The sequence below is a fragment of the Marinovum sp. J2-8 genome (genome assembly GCF_055808435.1).
Window position 1 is genome coordinate 112717 of record NZ_JBVVRZ010000006.1, and the last position, 15317, is coordinate 128033.

14 protein-coding genes are annotated in these 15317 nt (G+C 58.2%); 4 read left to right on the forward strand and 10 right to left on the reverse strand.

Annotation, left to right across the window (positions count from 1 at the left end; translation table 11 throughout):
* Positions 1-80 precede the first annotated feature (80 nt).
* A complete protein-coding gene (locus tag AC0L4F_RS17505; RefSeq protein ID WP_244690608.1) occupies positions 81-1463 on the reverse strand; it encodes a hypothetical protein in 1383 nt (460 codons plus the stop codon).
* Entirely contained in the window at positions 1463-3034 is a 1572-nt protein-coding gene (locus tag AC0L4F_RS17510) for a DUF3131 domain-containing protein (RefSeq protein ID WP_244690610.1), read from the reverse strand. Before AC0L4F_RS17510 ends, AC0L4F_RS17505 begins: the two co-directional genes overlap by 1 nt.
* 320 nt (positions 3035-3354) lie before the next feature.
* On the opposite strand from AC0L4F_RS17510, the gene AC0L4F_RS17515 reads away from it, so the two are divergent.
* Both AC0L4F_RS17515 and AC0L4F_RS17520 read left to right on the forward strand, forming a co-directional pair.
* The gene (locus AC0L4F_RS17515; protein WP_244690612.1) at positions 3355-3897 is read left to right on the forward strand and encodes an OmpA family protein; all 543 of its coding nucleotides are present in this window, start codon (positions 3355-3357) and stop codon (positions 3895-3897) included.
* Between the two features lie 3 nt (positions 3898-3900).
* Positions 3901-4656: a caspase family protein gene (locus tag AC0L4F_RS17520; RefSeq protein ID WP_244690614.1), complete on the forward strand. Its 756-nt coding sequence runs from the start codon at positions 3901-3903 to the stop codon at positions 4654-4656.
* Between the two features lie 92 nt (positions 4657-4748).
* On the opposite strand, the gene AC0L4F_RS17525 is transcribed toward AC0L4F_RS17520, so the two are convergent.
* The 7 genes from AC0L4F_RS17525 to AC0L4F_RS17555 all read right to left on the reverse strand — a co-directional run bounded on the left by AC0L4F_RS17525 (position 4749) and on the right by AC0L4F_RS17555 (position 12862).
* Positions 4749-6050 (reverse strand): HlyD family secretion protein, encoded by a 1302-nt coding sequence (locus AC0L4F_RS17525; RefSeq protein WP_244690616.1) that lies wholly within the window; start codon positions 6048-6050, stop codon positions 4749-4751.
* Positions 6031-7884: an ATP-binding cassette domain-containing protein gene (locus AC0L4F_RS17530; protein WP_244690618.1), complete on the reverse strand. Its 1854-nt coding sequence runs from the start codon at positions 7882-7884 to the stop codon at positions 6031-6033. The genes AC0L4F_RS17525 and AC0L4F_RS17530 overlap by 20 nt, the downstream gene beginning before the upstream one ends.
* Before the next feature lie 302 nt (positions 7885-8186).
* Positions 8187-9482, reverse strand: coding sequence for a TRAP transporter large permease (locus AC0L4F_RS17535; RefSeq protein ID WP_244690620.1), 1296 nt, complete (start codon positions 9480-9482; stop codon positions 8187-8189).
* Positions 9479-10075 carry a TRAP transporter small permease gene (locus AC0L4F_RS17540; protein ID WP_244690622.1) on the reverse strand — a complete coding sequence of 199 codons (597 nt, stop codon included), beginning with the start codon at positions 10073-10075 and terminating at the stop codon, positions 9479-9481. The genes AC0L4F_RS17535 and AC0L4F_RS17540 overlap by 4 nt, the downstream gene beginning before the upstream one ends.
* Positions 10076-10102: 27 nt before the next feature.
* A complete protein-coding gene (dctP, locus tag AC0L4F_RS17545; RefSeq protein ID WP_244690624.1) occupies positions 10103-11104 on the reverse strand; it encodes a TRAP transporter substrate-binding protein DctP in 1002 nt (333 codons plus the stop codon).
* Positions 11105-11207: 103 nt separating this feature from the next.
* Positions 11208-11957 (reverse strand): class I SAM-dependent methyltransferase, encoded by a 750-nt coding sequence (locus tag AC0L4F_RS17550; RefSeq protein ID WP_244690627.1) that lies wholly within the window; start codon positions 11955-11957, stop codon positions 11208-11210.
* Entirely contained in the window at positions 11954-12862 is a 909-nt protein-coding gene (locus tag AC0L4F_RS17555; RefSeq protein ID WP_244690629.1) for an NAD(P)/FAD-dependent oxidoreductase, read from the reverse strand. The genes AC0L4F_RS17550 and AC0L4F_RS17555 overlap by 4 nt, the downstream gene beginning before the upstream one ends.
* Positions 12863-13062: 200 nt before the next feature.
* Here AC0L4F_RS17555 and AC0L4F_RS17560 point away from each other — a divergent pair, with 200 nt between their 5' ends.
* On the forward strand, positions 13063-13512 hold the full coding sequence (locus AC0L4F_RS17560) for an Rrf2 family transcriptional regulator (protein WP_244690631.1): 450 nt from the start codon (positions 13063-13065) through the stop codon (positions 13510-13512).
* Between the two features lie 104 nt (positions 13513-13616).
* Here the strand turns inward: AC0L4F_RS17560 and AC0L4F_RS17565 are convergent, their stop codons facing one another.
* Complete coding sequence (locus AC0L4F_RS17565; RefSeq protein WP_244690633.1) at positions 13617-14336, reverse strand: SDR family NAD(P)-dependent oxidoreductase; 720 nt, start codon at positions 14334-14336, stop codon at positions 13617-13619.
* A 68-nt stretch (positions 14337-14404) separates the two neighbouring features.
* Here AC0L4F_RS17565 and AC0L4F_RS17570 point away from each other — a divergent pair, with 68 nt between their 5' ends.
* The gene (locus tag AC0L4F_RS17570) at positions 14405-15034 is read left to right on the forward strand and encodes a TetR/AcrR family transcriptional regulator (protein ID WP_244690635.1); all 630 of its coding nucleotides are present in this window, start codon (positions 14405-14407) and stop codon (positions 15032-15034) included.
* Positions 15035-15317 lie beyond the last annotated feature (283 nt).

Consider the following 15317-nt stretch of genomic DNA (forward strand, 5'->3'; position numbering starts at 1 on the left):
GGGGCAAATTGCGTCATGAGAAGAGCAGGAATGCGTGAGAAATCAACGGTTTTAGACGAAGTGTCTTGGCATCGGTCTTGTTACTGCTGTGCCGCGACGGATTGGAAATAATCGCTCAGGATCTGAAAGTCTTGCGGGTTTTCGGGTTGCGACACGGGCGTTGGCGCCGTGGTGTCGGGGCTTGTGACCTGGGTCCGCAATTCTTCCAGGATGTTTTCGATAACCTGATCGTGGTTTTGGGCCGATGCCTCTTTATAGGTGGGGTCAGATGCCGCATTAGCATGTTGCACCACCATAAGCGCCACATCCGGCGCGAGGCCAATCTCACTCATAAGGTATTCAAGTTGTCGGGCCAGACGACTTGTGTCGCCGCCCGATTGTTGCATCGGCATCGGGGGGGACACTGGGGCCGTCATCCCGGCTGAAATTGTTGGAACCTGCAAGGTTCCCGCCGCCGGTGTTGGCATTTGCGCCGCCGGGGCCCCTGGCCCTTGCAGTCGTGCGATTTCTTGCAGCAATTCGTCGGCGATCCCCTGCAACTCTGCAATGCGTGCGGCAGAGCCAGTCGCCGGAAATTCGGAACCGGTGGTCCTTTGTTGTGATGTGCCTGTTTGACGATCCATCAACATCTCGCGCAGCACGCTCAACTCGCCTCTGACCTCGGCCACTTCGGTTTGCACACCTGAGAACGCAGGTTGCATGCGCTGGTTGGCCGGGGCGATCGCGGAAGGTTGCGGCATCGGGGATTGCCAGCTTTGAGTTTGCGTCAAGCTTGGCTCTGATTTGCCATAGCCGGAATTTGGCACCGGCCAGCCACGTGGCAATACGGTATAGTCTTGTTGTGCCGCGACCCAACGCAGGTAGGTGGTGACGGCAAACAATCCCGCCAGAGACGTGCGGCTGATTTCATTGTTCCGGCGGCGCACAATCAACTCGCCCCCCGATCCCAACAGGGTTTCGGCGCGCGATTCCAGTGGTTGCAAGATGGTGCGGGGCAAGGGGATTTCATCAATCCCCTCGGCCAATGCGAATGTGTCAGCCTCGACAACCCCTTCGATCTGCAACTGCATTTGGCCGCGGTTGGTCAAGGTGACCTGTATGGGCCCCTTGCGCCCCATACAGATAAAGGTGCGTGGGCGGCAAATCACCTCAAATACATCGGTGTCCAGACGTGGTGTTGGCGAGAACCGGGCATACCCATCCGGATCAAATCGGAAATAGACGCCCTCAACCAACCCTTCCTGAAAGGTTGGCCAGCCAAATGCGCCGCGCAATTCCTGGCGTGCCTCATGGGCGCCAATCGCAAAAAGGATCGACGTGTCCAGCACCGCATTTTCGGATGCAAAGGAATCCTCGGGTGCCGTGAACTGGCCTTGTTGCTGCGCTTGTGCGGAAGGTGCGGCAAAGCCGAAAGTTGCGCATGTCGCGAAGGCAAGTAAGATATTTGAAATATTACGAGCCATCAGAAATCTGCCTCTCTTTGTATGGAATGACGTAGCGCCGGCAACCAGTCGTCGCGTTGCGGGGGATCCGGATATTGTCGGCGTTCCCGAATATCCTGATCGCGATAGGCCGTGTACCACACCTCGGTTTCGCCGGTATAGGGCGTCAGGATCTTGCCCTGAACCTTGTGCAGCAGGCTGGTCAGGATGATGCCGTTGTTGTTGGCGGTATAGATTTCAACCCGGCCCTGCCCGCGTTCATACAGCCCCTCATACATGCCGTTTTCGGGATTATAGAGTTCGATGATCGCCTCATAGAGGACATCGGTATATTCGGTGTCCCACAGCGCCCAAAGTCCAAGCGCAGCCTTGGAGGCGACGGCGGCATGATCCGGCGTGTAATCGCCGCGCGGTGTGACCGTGTTCCACGGATAGCCATCCGAAAAAATCGTGTCATAGGTAAAATACGGCGGCCCTTTGACGTTATGTTCCGAACGGGCAGTCATGAACCCGGTCCGGCGCCAGCGATTTTCCTGAACCTGATACACCCTGTCGGCAAATTCCGCCCGCCAGCCATCAGACGACAGCCAATCCGGGGAGTGATCGTCATGCGGCAGATCAAATCCCAGCTCCAGGCCATCCTGCAAATAGGATTCGGTGACAACGTAGTTCTGGGAATGAAACACCCTTGGATCGCGGCCATCATAGGGCACCTGGACGCCGAAAATCGACGCGGTCAGAAACGGTTCTGCCCGATGCGCGAGGATTGGCCGGAACCCCCAAAGTGCAAACCCTTTGGCGGCATATTCCTCATACCCCAAACGGCCCTCTTGCGCATAAACCGTTTCGCCGCTTTCCTTGTCAACATAGGTGCCGAACATCAGGCCTTCTTTGGAAATGATATTCGAAAAATCCCATTTCAGCAGGACGGCATCAATTGTATTGCCGAGATGCGGATAGCGGTTTTTCAGAATGCGCATCCAGACCAGGAAACGGCCAATATCAAGCGCAGAAAAGCCGATTTCGCCAGGTTTGTTGGTATAATCGACCTTTGCGCCGGTCTTGGTATGATACACCTTGTTGGGCATCTCGTCACGGAACAGGTCCAGACCCTTGATCGTGGTCAAAAGCTGGGTCATCCGGCGATCGAACTCGGGCTTTTCGATGATGCACAGCTCATAGGCTGCGGTGGCGCCGGCCATGTAAGACGCTGTATCCCACATGGTTGTGGACGGGTAATTGCCGACGGAATTTGCCAGGCCGGTGGTCTCTTGAGTAAAATTCTCAAAATATTTCCAGGCCACTTCGGCGGCGCGCATTTCACGTTCGTTCAGGAAACCCCGACGCGGTCGAAATTTGCGCACATATTCATTGCGTCTGGTATAGCCGCTTTCCCGATCACGCCCCTGGTCGAGGGATGTGAAGTAATTGTCCGGCATTTCACACATGCGCGGCGGTTTGCTACGTTTCGGTTCATTGTAGAACACGCTGGTGGTGACATTTGGCACATTGCCACGCATCAACGCTGGCAAATCATCAAGATCGCCCCCGGCAATGATGGGATCCACCTCGTCCTGTGCCTGCAGGAACATGTCACGGGCCGCCGTACCGACGCTGCCCGTCAATGCGATCGCGACCCCACCTGCCCCTGCGAGCAATAGTAGACCTGCCCATATCGGCTGTCGGCTTCTGCCTCTTTCGACCCGTTTCCTCACCAAATTCACCGTTTCTATGCTCGGAACTGGAAACAGACTTAAAGTAAGGTGATTAACAAATAGTCACGGATATCCCATTGTGGGACGCGGTCGATATAGCTTCAATATTCTGAAATTTTTCCCGAAACCTCACATATTCCATTAATACCTTTGCGATATTTCTCTAACCCAGAGTCCAATAGGTTGCGAGACATCCAATGCGGTTATTATTGACGGCTGTTTTCGCTGTTTTGATCTCCGGATCGTCGGCGATAGCACAACCAAATCTTGCCAGTCTGCCGATCGACGCAGACCGCTGTGCCATTGCGTTTGCACTGACGGGAAAGGCGCTGACTGGCTGTGCACCCCCCGCCGCGCCGCAGGGCATCTTTCGCAGCACGCCACCGGACGATGGCTATATGGTGCAATTTTCCTTTGATTCCGAATCGCTTTCAAAACCCTCACGGGCGCATTTGGACCGGCTTGCCGGTCTTTTGAACGGTCCGTTGTCGGACCTTTGTCTGATGTTGGTTGGTCATGCCGATAGCGTCGGCGCGGCGTCCTATAATCAAGCGCTGTCCAACAAACGTGCCGCAACGGTCCGGCTTTACATGGCGGGGCCGGGATCGGTGGCCGCGGCGCGGATTCACACTGGTGCCAAAGGCGAAAGCCAGCCTTTGCCTAATCTTGACCCCGCCGATGGTCGCAATCGTCGGGTTGAGATTCTGGCACGACCGCGTGGCGACGGTGGGTGTGGATAAGGGATGCATCGACGTTCCCTGCTCGCCAAACTCGCCGCGTTGCCGTTGTCGGCGGCTGCGGCGCGCGTGGTGAATGCCGCGCCGCGTCGGAACATCGCCGCGTTGTCGGTCGGGATTTCATCGTACGCACATGGCCCTGCCCTGCCTTCCGCCAATCGGGATTCGCGCCTGATGGCGGCGACATTTTTGCAATTGGGCTATGAGACCGAGCATATATCCGATCCAAGCCACCAAGAATTTCTTTTGTCTCTTGCGCGGCTTCGGGTTCGGGCGGAGGCCGCCTGGACAGTGGTGATTTATGTGGCCGCGCATGGGCTTATGCGTGGTGGTGAAAGTGTCATTTTCCCCCGGGACGCAGATTTTTCCAATGCACCCTTGTCCCAGGCAGTGCCGGAAACGGTGTTGTTGCGGGCGGTGTCCGATAAACCCCGGCAAAAGGTTCTGTTCCTGGACACATGTCGCGAAGTGCCGGGATTTTCCGGGTGCCCGGCTGGGGATTGCGGGGTCTATGCACCGGGGTTTTTGGCGGGAACCCATGTCAGCTATGCCACGCAACCCGGCGCCGGATCGTTGGACGGTGGTGATGGCTATAGCCCGTTTGCCCGCGGCTTGCGCGAAACACTGACAATGCCCGGATTGGACCTGGCGGAAGTGTCGCGGCGGGTACGGTCGGACGTCATTCGGTCGACGTCCGGATTGCAAGTCCCTTGGGACCGATCATCATTGCTTGAACCAATTGTTTTGAATGCCACCGGATAATCGGGTTTGATTTCTACTTGCGAATGCAGGTGGAATTTTTGCCTAAAATTTCGAACGAATTCCAGATACTGCTTTGGCCGGGTCGTCGCGAATTATCCCTCTTCCGCGGGTTGAATGTCAGTCACCCGCGCCGCTTTCCCCACGTCCAGCATGGGATCATTGTCGGAATCTCCGCGTCTTACCGAAATTGTACTCTGCATCATAGTTTCCCAGATGGGCAGATCCCCCAGGCGCACTTTGACCTGTGTCGCGGTCGCGCGGCCAAACAGGGCAAGCCGGTCGCTCAGTTCCAGCAAGTGCAGCTGACTTTCTGAATCCAGCGCGACGCTGATCCGAATGTCATTTGCGCCCAGAGCTTGTAAATCTGTGATTTCGCCCTGCAATGAGCGATGGGTTTCAAGTTGTCCAACAATTTTCACCGAAACCGGTCGGCCCAATGTGATGCCATTTATTTGCGACTGAGGCACATCGAAATAGGCCTGGAACTGATCACTTTCCGGCGGGCGCATTTGAATCAGGTTGATGTCCGATTGCGCAGGTCCGGTTTGAACCAGATTGCGCACGCGCACGATTTCACCGTCAAAGGGTGCTGCAATCCGGGGGGTGTCCATGTGCAATTTCAGGATCTTTTGCAGATTTCGTTTGTCTTGGATCTCTTGCTCCAGTTGCTGAACGCGGTCGAGCCGCTTTGACCGAAGACCGCTTAATTCGGCGCGCTGTTCCAGTTCGTTTTCCGCCAGTTGCGAATCAAGATCTGCGCGCACCAGCGCAAGCGCCAGGGCGCGGCGCGCATCGTCTTCGCGCCGTACTTTGTCTTGATTGTCCTTGGTTGTGGTCAATACACGAATGTAATCCTCGACCAGTTTTCGTTTGCTGAGCAACGCGTCGCGATGGGTGTCAAACCGCACATGCACCTCGACCCTGTCATCTGTGAAGCCGCTGCATTCCTGCACGGCCAGTGACACCGCCGTTTGCTGATCCTCTGTGACACCTTTGATGTCGGGGGTGCCGGGTTTCTGCGTTGAAAGCAGACAATCGCGCAAAACCGTGTGATGCAACAGGCCTGCCTGCAGCTCCTTGACCGCTGCCGACATCGCCGCTTTGTCCAAGGTTGCGAGGGTCTGGCCCTGGACAATTGTGTCGCCGGGGGCAATCAGGACTTTTTCCAAAATTGCACCTTCCAAAAGGTAGATCGGCAAGGGGTCCACTTCGGGGCGCAAGGTGCCTGAAAAACTGCGATAGGATCCGATGGTTGCACCCGAAACCATTGCCACGCCAAGACTGACGCCGGCGGCCATTGCGCCTGCGCCGACGGCCAGCCAGAACAATCGTTTTGGCCGAACAAACCGTTTTGGCACCGCTGTATAGCGGATTTTAGCTTTCCGGGCTGGCATTCAACGCCCCCGGTTTCGACCCTGATTTTCGTGGATCGTATGTTTCTATCTTGGCCTCGATCCAGCGATCTTCGATTTGATTGCCCATTTCAACCTCAAGACAGTGACGGCAAATCATCGCAAGCGGCGTCAATTTGGCATCGGGCATGTCGCTTTCCGCTTGCTCTTTGGCCAATTTCAACTGGGCATCGGAAATCGGGGCGTCGCTGTCGTGCATGCGCAGGATACAATGGCCAACAAAATGTTTGAACGTGAAATGCACAGGCCCGGGCATGATCGGATCTGCCGACTGACACGACAATATCAACATGTTGGAGGCCACGACGCCAACCTTGCGACGGTTTCCATCGTCCCCACTGCGGTTGAAATTCGACCGAACCCAGAGCCGGAGACTGTCATCGCTGGTCAGCGAGCGATTGGCGATCATGCGCACCCAGCCTGATCCCAGGCGGTCGCGGACATCCTGACCATCCCCGAAATCCATCACCCGGCCATTTTGCAACGAAATAATGCGATCGCATTTTTCGAGAATGGCACGGTCATGGGTCGCGATCACAAAGCTGCGGCCAAGTTTGGCTTCATGTTCGATCCGGCGGATCAAGACGCCGATCTGACGTGGTGGCAAACCGGTTTCCGGCCGATCCAACAGATAAAGTTGCGGACCAAGCGCAAAGAGCCGGGCCAAAACCAGCGCCTTGCGTTGCATATACGGCAAATCGGCGGCCTGCTCAGCCGCGCAGATGTTTTCCACCAGATCCGTGGAGAACAGAAATTGTTCCAGCATCCATCGTGCACGTTCCAGAAAAGGACCATCGTGAAAACAGGACAGGTTTTCCGCCCCGGATGCCGGCAGAATGATCAATTCTTCCGGCAGCAGCGCGGCGGACACTGTTTGCTCTTCTGCGCGGCGACGCCACAGGTCATTGCCATTCAGCCGCACCCCGCCGGCCACTTCCATGTCATTGAGCGCAAAGGGATCAATCAGGGTTTGCAACAACAGGCTTTTCCCCGCCCCGCTGTCCCCCAGAACACCGGTGACCGTGCCGGGATCGACCGAAAAGTTGATCTGCGACAGCAGGGTCGTGCCATGTTGATTGCGCACGCTCAGGTCGTGCACCAACAGGCCGGGGTGGTCTTCGTCCAGATTGACGGTGTCGCCGCTGCGCACCTCTGTGGCGGGGATCAAATGGGCCTCTCGCCGGTAGGCCCATTCATGCGCATAGTCCAAAAACGCCTCGACCGCCCAAAGGGAGCCGATCAGAACCGGCGCCAGGGCGGCCATGCTGACATGTTCCACCGCAATGAAATAGCTTGTCGCCGCAAGCGACAGGACAATTGCCAATGCCCGCCCGGCGCGCTGCACCGTGTCGGACATTCCATGGTCGGTCGATCTCTTTTGCGCCATACGCTTGCCGATGGCGTCGCGCCCGGCCATGATGGACACCGCTTCTGATTGCAGAAAATCCCAGGCCGGTTCCCAAGAGAAATAGCGTGCCAGAACGTAATGTGCCGCCGCGCCCAGACCGGCGGCCAGCGGCACCGCCGCTCCGATCAAGGGATGCATCAAGCCAAGACAAAGACATAGGATCAGCGCCACACCGGCCCGCCCCCGCAAGGCCATTTTGTGTCGTGCGTTCCGATGTCCGGCCAGCGCCCGCGTGTAGGTATACCCCAACATCACCATGCCAAGGACAAGCGACAGCCCAACCGCAACCAGCGGCACGATCATGTTCACTTCGCCGTTTTGGGCAACCACCGAGGCGAAGACCACACTGATCACTGCAACGGCCAGAAAACACAGCATTTCCCCGACGGAAAAAAGTGTCGCGATCAAGGAGAGCCAGCCTTCGAACGATCTGTCGCGAAGGGGCAATTGTATTTCTTGCGGCGCCGAAGCGGCCGTCTCTTCGCCGTCGCGCGTGTTCTTAAGCTCCGGGAAGTGGCGCATTATGCAGTCCCATGGATAGTTTTCCGGGACCTGAGTATCGCAAGCAAATTAATAAATTGCTTCTGTCCCCCGGCATCACGCCATCATTTGGCGATCTTGATCAGAACAGATGGCTTTTTTGACAGCAAAAGCAGGGCCGGGTGTCCCCGAACCCCGCGATTCCGTCACATATTGGCGAAAATGCCGCCCTAGCCCTGATAGCCAAGCATGCGCGGCAGGAACAACACCAGATCCGGCACCAGGATCAGCACCAACAGGGCCACAACCAGGACCGCAAGAAACGGCAGCACCTCGCGGATAATTTCGGCCAGCGGGATTTGTGTGACCGCATTGATGACAAACAACAGGATGCCATACGGTGGGGTGATCAGCCCGACCATGCAATTGACCACCGCAACCACGCCAAAATGCACCAGGTCGATCCCCAATTCGCGGCAGGTCGGGATAAACAGCGGAATAATCACCAGAATGATGGTGGTTGCATCCAGCACACAGCCCAGCAGCAGAATCAGCAGATTGACCGACAACAAGAAGGCCAACGGCGAAATCTTGAGATCAACCATCGCGGACGCCATCATCGACGGGATGTTTTCCGAAGCGACGATGAAGTTCAGGATCAGCGCCCCGCCAATGACCAGCCCCACCGCAGCCGAGGATCGGGCGCTTTCGACCAAGATGTCGTAAAACGCCCTGAGCGACAGCGCGCGATAAAACACAGCCGCCAGGATCAGCGCATAAAACGCGGCAACGGCGGCGGCCTCGGTCGGTGTGGTGACGCCGCCATAGATGCCATAAAGCAGGATCGCCGGCATCAGCAGCGCCGGAAAGGCGTTGACGGTCAGGGCCGGCAATTCCTTCAGCGGCACGGGGTCTTCGGTGCCAAAGCCGCGTCGATGGGCAATGAACCAATTCATCCCCATCAGCACCGCACCAAGGAACAGGCCCGGCACAATGCCCCCCAGAAACAGGTAGCCAATCAATTCATTCGACACCAACGCATAAAGCACCATGGGGATCGACGGTGGAATGATTGGCCCGATCACCGCAGATGCGGCGGTGATGGCCGCAGCATAGCCACGGGTGTAATGGCCGGATTTGACCATCATGTCGATGATCACCTTGCCGATGCCGGCAGCATCGGCCACGGCAGACCCGGACATGCCGGAAAAGATCAGCGACGCCACCACGTTGACATGCCCCATGCCGCCCTTGAACCGGCCGACCAGCCCGACGCAAAACCGCAGCAACCGGTCGCTGATCGTGCCGGCGTTCATGATATTGGCGGCCACGATAAACAACGGCACGGCCAGAAGAATGAAGCTCTGGTAAACCCCGTCCATAAGGGTTTTGCCAGCGATGCCAATGCTTTGCCCGCCAAAGAACAGATAGACAAGCGAGGCGACGATAATCGCATAGGCCACCGGCGTGCCGATCCCGGCCAGCAAAAAAAGCGTGACAAGGCAGAGAGTGAATTCGAGGCTCATGTATTGTCTGCCTTGTGGGTGTCTTTGCTGTTTTCGTCGGTCAGGGCATCAAGGGGATGCTGATCACCCTCGGCACCATGGCGGAAGGCCCGCCAACCGCGTATCGCGTATCGGATCGGAACGACCAGCAGAAAAGCGATGTAAATCATATAGATGTGCAACATGCGCACATCAGAGCCAAACAGGGTTTCCAGCGTGGCAGTGCGTTTCAGGCGCAGGATATAGAACCGGTCCCAGGTCGGCCCGATCGAGGCCAGAAGCCCGATGATGATTGCCACGGCGGAAATGATCACAAACCATTTGCGCAGGGCCGGGTTCACACCCTGATAGAGGATGTCAAAAACCACATGGTCGCGTTGGCGGACAATGAACGCATTGCCCCAGAACACCAGCCAGATCCACATCAGCAGGCAGAATTCCAGCGTCCAGCCGAAATTGTCCGGGCTGAGAAAGGGCACCGCATCGGACACGCCGGGCGCGCGTGCGGTGTAACGAATGAAAATCTGAACGATAAAAGTGGCGAACATGGCGGCCATCATCATGGCCGCCACGAATTCCGTCAGGCGTGAGAAACCGGCGGTAATAGACTTCATGGCGGTTTCCCCCGACGTCAGTGCGGATCAGTTGCCCAGGGCGTTGATCTTGTCCAGCAGACCCGCGGGCCAGGTGGCAGCATATTCGCTTTCCAGGTACATGTTCTGTACACGGTCGCGGAATGCGGCAACATCCGGTTCATAGACCGACAGCCCCTGCTCTTCGAGGAAAGACACCAGTTCGCTTTCTTTCTGCAACTGGTTTTCGCGGGCGAAATCGGCGGTGGCATCCGCTGCGGCCTGAACAACCTCTTGCTGTTCCGGGGTCATGCTGTCCCAGGTCGCTTTGGACAGGGCCAGATAGTTCAGGTCAACCAGATGCGAGGTCAGCACGATTTGATTGGTGACTTCATAGAACTTTGCATCAACCACGGTGGGCAGCGGGTTGTCCTGACCGTCAACCGAACCGGTGGACAGCGCGGTATATACCTCGGTAAAGGACATCGGCGTCGGGTTGGCCCCCAATGCGCGGCCCAGGAACTGCCATGCGTCGGTGCCCGGCATCCGCAGGTTTACACCCGCCAGATCATCCGGGGTCGATACCGTCAATTCGTCTTTTGTCTGACGCAGGTTCACCTGCCGGCGGCCCAGATACATCACAGTCAAAAGTTTGACGCCCAGTTCGTCTTCGGCTTTTTGTTTGAACGCATCCATCAGCGGATCGTTGAACACCGCAACCTGATGGGCGGCATCCTGATGCACGTATCCGGCGGTGAAAATCGAAAACTCCGGGAAGAACGTTGCCAGTTCCTGCGCCGAGGTGATCGACATTTCCAGATCGCCAACTGCGATGGCCTCAAGCTCGGTGCCTTGGGCAAACAGGGTTGCGTTCCAATGTGGTTCGAAATCAGCAACTTCGCTGACCATCGGCCCGAATTTTTCCAGCAGGGCCACGGCCCGTTGGTCTGTATCGGATGACACGGCGGACAGACGCAGTTTGACCTTGTCTTCGGCAAAGGCACCCGTCGCGGCAACCGCAAAGGCCGCAGTCGCGGCCAGCATGGCGCGGCGCGCCAAAGAGATAGACATGTGTATTCCTCCCAATAATTCCCAAAGTCGTGCCATTCGGGCACCAGCGTTTGGTATACCATTTAGTACGCGGAATGATCCATGCTGTCCATGAAAACCCAAGTCAACCGGAAACACCCATATTTCGGTCGATTGCTGCGCCTGCATTGGGCTGGGGTCGGTCGCGCCATTCGTCGGCCCCGGCATAGGCTACCCAGCCCCGAAACGACAAGGCGGCATAAAACAGCGACGGCGCGACAAATCCGGCGTCGCGCAGCAGCATCTGTTCCACATCCGGGGTCAGCAGGGTCAGTTGCTGCGCCATGGTATCGGCAGATTTGATGGCCGCCTGTGCGTCGCCATCGGGTCCGGCGGCAAAAGCGGCGGAGCGGGCCAGCCAGTCTTTGGCCGCGCCGGTCTCTGGCGCGCAGTGATGTGCGACAATCACCGGCGCGCCGGGGGCCAGACGCGCCCGCAATCCGCGCAGAACCTCAAGCCGCTCCGGGATCGACAGAAAATGCAGCGTCAACAGACAGGTCGCGCCGTCAAACGGCCAGAACGGGGCCTCGCCGATCCGGCCTTTGATCAATTCCACCTGCGCGCCTTCGGGTTCCAGGATCCTTGCGGCGAGATCCAGCATCGGCTGCGACGGGTCGACGCCGACAAAGGACCAATCCGGTCGTGCCCGGGCAAAGGCCCGAAGCTCCAGCCCGCCGCCTGCCCCCAGCACAAGAATGCAGGCCCCCGTTGCCGCCCGTTCTGACAGGAGGTTCAGCGCCATGTGATGCAGATCGGTGTAGCCCGGAACGCGGCGCGGCGTGTCCGCACAATACCGGGCCACCCGGTCGGGATCGGCAAAAGGGTCTGGCGTCATGGCGCAAAGACCAGCGTGCGATGGGCTGCGGTGCCTGCAGTAACACCGTCAGCAACCGCCCAGCTGACACTATGCGGCGCGCGTGCAATATCCCCGGCGGCATAGACCCCAACGCGCGAGGTCATCTGGCTGTCATCCGTGACAATCATCGGCCCCATGGGAGAGTCGGTCATCTCCAGCCCAAGTTGGTCGGCCAGCGGGCTGGTCAGGGTGGACTGCGGCGCGACAAAAAGCGCCTCGATGTCGACCGCCTGGCCGTCTTGTAGCTGCACAGAGGCCAGCGCCTGTCCCGGCCCCTGCACCGCAGTCACCAGTCCGGGTTCGACCCGCACATCGCGTTGCGCCAGCGCGGCCTGATGGTCGTCGGACAGGGTATTTCCGTTTAAAAACAGCGTCGTCGGCCCCCATTCGGCCACCAATTGCGCCTGATGTACCGACATGTCCGTGCGGTAAAGCACGCCAAGTCGGCGATTGCTGAACTCAAACCCGTGACAATACGGACAGTGCAGAACGCTGCTGCCCCAACGCTGGGCCAGTCCGGGGATGTCGGGCAATTTGTCCTGTATCCCAAAGGCAAGGATCAGGATCCGGGCCTCGACAGGTGTCGCGCCCGGCGCGTCACCGGACAGATCAACGACAAAGCTGCCGTCATGAGCAGAGGCCCTTTGCGCCGCGACCTCGCGGATTTTGACCGTGGGATAGCGGGCCAATTGGGCCTGCGCATCCGCAAGGATCGCCTGTGGCGCGCGCCCGTCATGGCCCAGAAACCCATGTGATGCGGCGGCAAACCGGTTGCGCGGGCGTTTGGTGTCCAGAACCAGCACGCGGCGCCGCGCCCGGCCAAGATAGGTGGCGGCCGCCAGACCGGCAAAGCCGCCGCCAACGACAATGGCATCATATTTCATCTTCGGTTTCCTTCGGATTTGGACCGGCGCGGTACGCTGGTCTGAAGATTGGACATCGGTTTCCTCGGGATGTATCTTTAACTGATACGAAAAGAGAGGTGATTCATGTATCAATTAAAGATACGAGAAATTCCAGGACTGTCAATCAACGTAATCAAGCGTTCGCGCCGGGCCGTATCCGGCACGCGAGGGCCGTCGGCATGAACCGGGACACCCGGATGTCGGATGTGCTGCATGTCTTGCTGCATCTTGATCAGGTCGATGTGCCTGTCACCTCAGAGCGGCTGGCGCAAAGCATGGGCACCAATCCGGCGGTGTTTCGGCGCACGATGGCGGGATTGCGCAACGCTGGATATGTCCAATCGGGGCGTGGGCACGGCGGTGGTTGGTCACTGGCGCGACCTTTGGCAGAGATTACCCTGCTGGATGTGTATGACGCGCTGGGCAGGCCGACATTGTTTGCCATTGGCATGCGCTCGGACAACCCCGACTGTCTGGTCGAGCGTAACGTGAATTTGGCCCTGAAGGATACCATGGCGCAATCCGAGGCTTTGTTCATCTCCAGCTTCGGTGCCATTACATTGGACACATTGTTGCCGAAACTCCTGCGGCCCCGGTCGGCCGATTGCGTCACAAACCAGCCCGATTAAGCGCCCCTGCCCCTGCCCCTGTGCCCATTGCCTGCGCCCTGCCGGTGCCGGACGGATCTGTGTCAGAGGCACATATCCTGCCCGGCCCGCGCATTGGACCGTTTCTACCAGGGCGTCACCCCGGCCGGTTCGACAAATGTCCCGGTGTCCTGACCTTCCAGGGCATAGCGCACCGGCAATACCGCGCCCTCCTCCGGGGTCATGTCGCCCATACCGGTCAGGTCGGTCTTGACGAACCCCGGGCTGACGGAATTGACCTTGATGCCGCTGTCGCGCAGCTCTTCGGCCAATTGTACGGTCAGCATGTTCAGCGCGGCCTTCGAGGCATTGTAACCGATGAAGCGGGCGGCAAAATAGGGCGAGGTCGGGTCGCCATTTACCGCCAGCGAGCCCAGCGAACTGGACAGGTTCACGATTCGGCCCTGCCCCGCCGCTTTCAGCAAGGGCAGCATGGCCTGGGTCACTGTCAGAGTGCCGATGAAATTGACGTCCAACACCCTGCGCACGCTATCAATGGCGGCGCTGCCGGGCGTGCCATCGGTGAAATCGAACACGCCAGCATTGTTCACAAGAATATCAAGACGCCCAAACCGCGCCGTGATGTCGGCGGCGGCATCTGTCACGCTTTTGGGGATGGCAATATCGACCAGACAGGTCTCTGCTGTCAGCCCGCCCCTGGCAAGATCTGCGAGTGCCGCCGCGCCGCGCGCGGCGTCGCGCACGCCCAGAATAACCCTGACCCCGGCTTGGGCCAGCTGGCGGGCGATCTCCAGCCCGATGCCCTTGTTTGCGCCTGTGACCAGGGCGATAGGTTGCTGTTCCATTGAAATTTTCCTTCGGTTTGACCTGTGTTCGAATTATATGAAGGATCATTCAGCTTTTGGATTCGCATATGATCGACCCGGCCCCGGCGGCCCTGACCGCCCGTAAAACACCGCGCCAAAGCCGCGCAAAGGTGACGTTGGATGCCATTTTCGAGGCCGCCATTCAGGTTTTAATTCGCGATGGCATGGCCAGCCTGACAACCACCCGCGTGGCCGAACGGGCCGGGGTGTCGGTTGGGACGATGTACCAGTATTTTCCCAACAAACAGGCGCTGATCTATGCGTTGAATGCCCGATATCTCGAAGCCTTGGCAGAACGGATTGAGGCGACCTGTCAATCGCAGCATGGCGCAGCGATTAACCAGATGATTGACGCCCTGATCGACACCTATTGGCGGGCCAAGACCGAACGCGCCGAGGCCACCCGCGCATTGTATAAATCCGTGGTTGAGATGGACAATGACGCGTTGGTCCAGCGGTTTGCCGCCCGGACCAACGAAGCGACCCGGGCGATGCTGATCAGCGCGCCGAATGTGCAGTTTCGCAGCCCGGACATCACCCATCTGACGCTTGTCACGGTCATTTTTGGCGCTGTCCGCAATGTGTTCGAACGCAATCTTGATCCGCCCGATGCCGAGGCGCTTCGCGTGGAACTGATTGCAATGTGTCAGGCCTATGTTGCCGCCGCCCGGCTTTGATCCGCGACTGTTCCATTGTGTGCCTTTGTGCAGTTCTGCCCGCAGCGGCCCGCAATTCGGCGCATATTTGATTAAAAAACAGGCACCTCGATTTGATGCGGGGCAGAGGGCTGGCCGGGTCACTGACCTGCCCGCGCAACTCTACTCAGATCCGGGTTTGATCTTAACAGGTTGAAAAATATAAGTAATACTCTCAAGAGCGGGCGCAGAAGCCCCCCGGAAGACCGGCAAATTCCGCCAATGCAAATGCGGAACTGCCCTGCCGACGGTATTTGCACAGCCC

Bases quoted from the DNA above. Each gene is read 5' to 3' on its own strand.
- AC0L4F_RS17505 (WP_244690608.1), bottom strand. From the start codon at position 1,463: ATGGCTCGTAATATTTCAAATATCTTACTTGCCTTCGCGACATGCGCA.
- AC0L4F_RS17510 (WP_244690610.1), bottom strand. From the start codon at position 3,034: ATGTTCCTGCAGGCACAGGACGAGGTGGATCCCATCATTGCCGGGGGC.
- AC0L4F_RS17515 (WP_244690612.1), top strand. From the start codon at position 3,355: ATGCGGTTATTATTGACGGCTGTTTTCGCTGTTTTGATCTCCGGATCG.
- AC0L4F_RS17520 (WP_244690614.1), top strand. From the start codon at position 3,901: ATGCATCGACGTTCCCTGCTCGCCAAACTCGCCGCGTTGCCGTTGTCG.
- AC0L4F_RS17525 (WP_244690616.1), bottom strand. From the start codon at position 6,050: ATGCCAGCCCGGAAAGCTAAAATCCGCTATACAGCGGTGCCAAAACGG.
- AC0L4F_RS17535 (WP_244690620.1), bottom strand. From the start codon at position 9,482: ATGAGCCTCGAATTCACTCTCTGCCTTGTCACGCTTTTTTTGCTGGCC.
- AC0L4F_RS17540 (WP_244690622.1), bottom strand. From the start codon at position 10,075: ATGAAGTCTATTACCGCCGGTTTCTCACGCCTGACGGAATTCGTGGCG.
- dctP (WP_244690624.1), bottom strand. From the start codon at position 11,104: ATGTCTATCTCTTTGGCGCGCCGCGCCATGCTGGCCGCGACTGCGGCC.
- AC0L4F_RS17550 (WP_244690627.1), bottom strand. From the start codon at position 11,957: ATGACGCCAGACCCTTTTGCCGATCCCGACCGGGTGGCCCGGTATTGT.
- AC0L4F_RS17555 (WP_244690629.1), bottom strand. From the start codon at position 12,862: ATGAAATATGATGCCATTGTCGTTGGCGGCGGCTTTGCCGGTCTGGCG.
- AC0L4F_RS17560 (WP_244690631.1), top strand. From the start codon at position 13,063: ATGAACCGGGACACCCGGATGTCGGATGTGCTGCATGTCTTGCTGCAT.
- AC0L4F_RS17565 (WP_244690633.1), bottom strand. From the start codon at position 14,336: ATGGAACAGCAACCTATCGCCCTGGTCACAGGCGCAAACAAGGGCATC.
- AC0L4F_RS17570 (WP_244690635.1), top strand. From the start codon at position 14,405: ATGATCGACCCGGCCCCGGCGGCCCTGACCGCCCGTAAAACACCGCGC.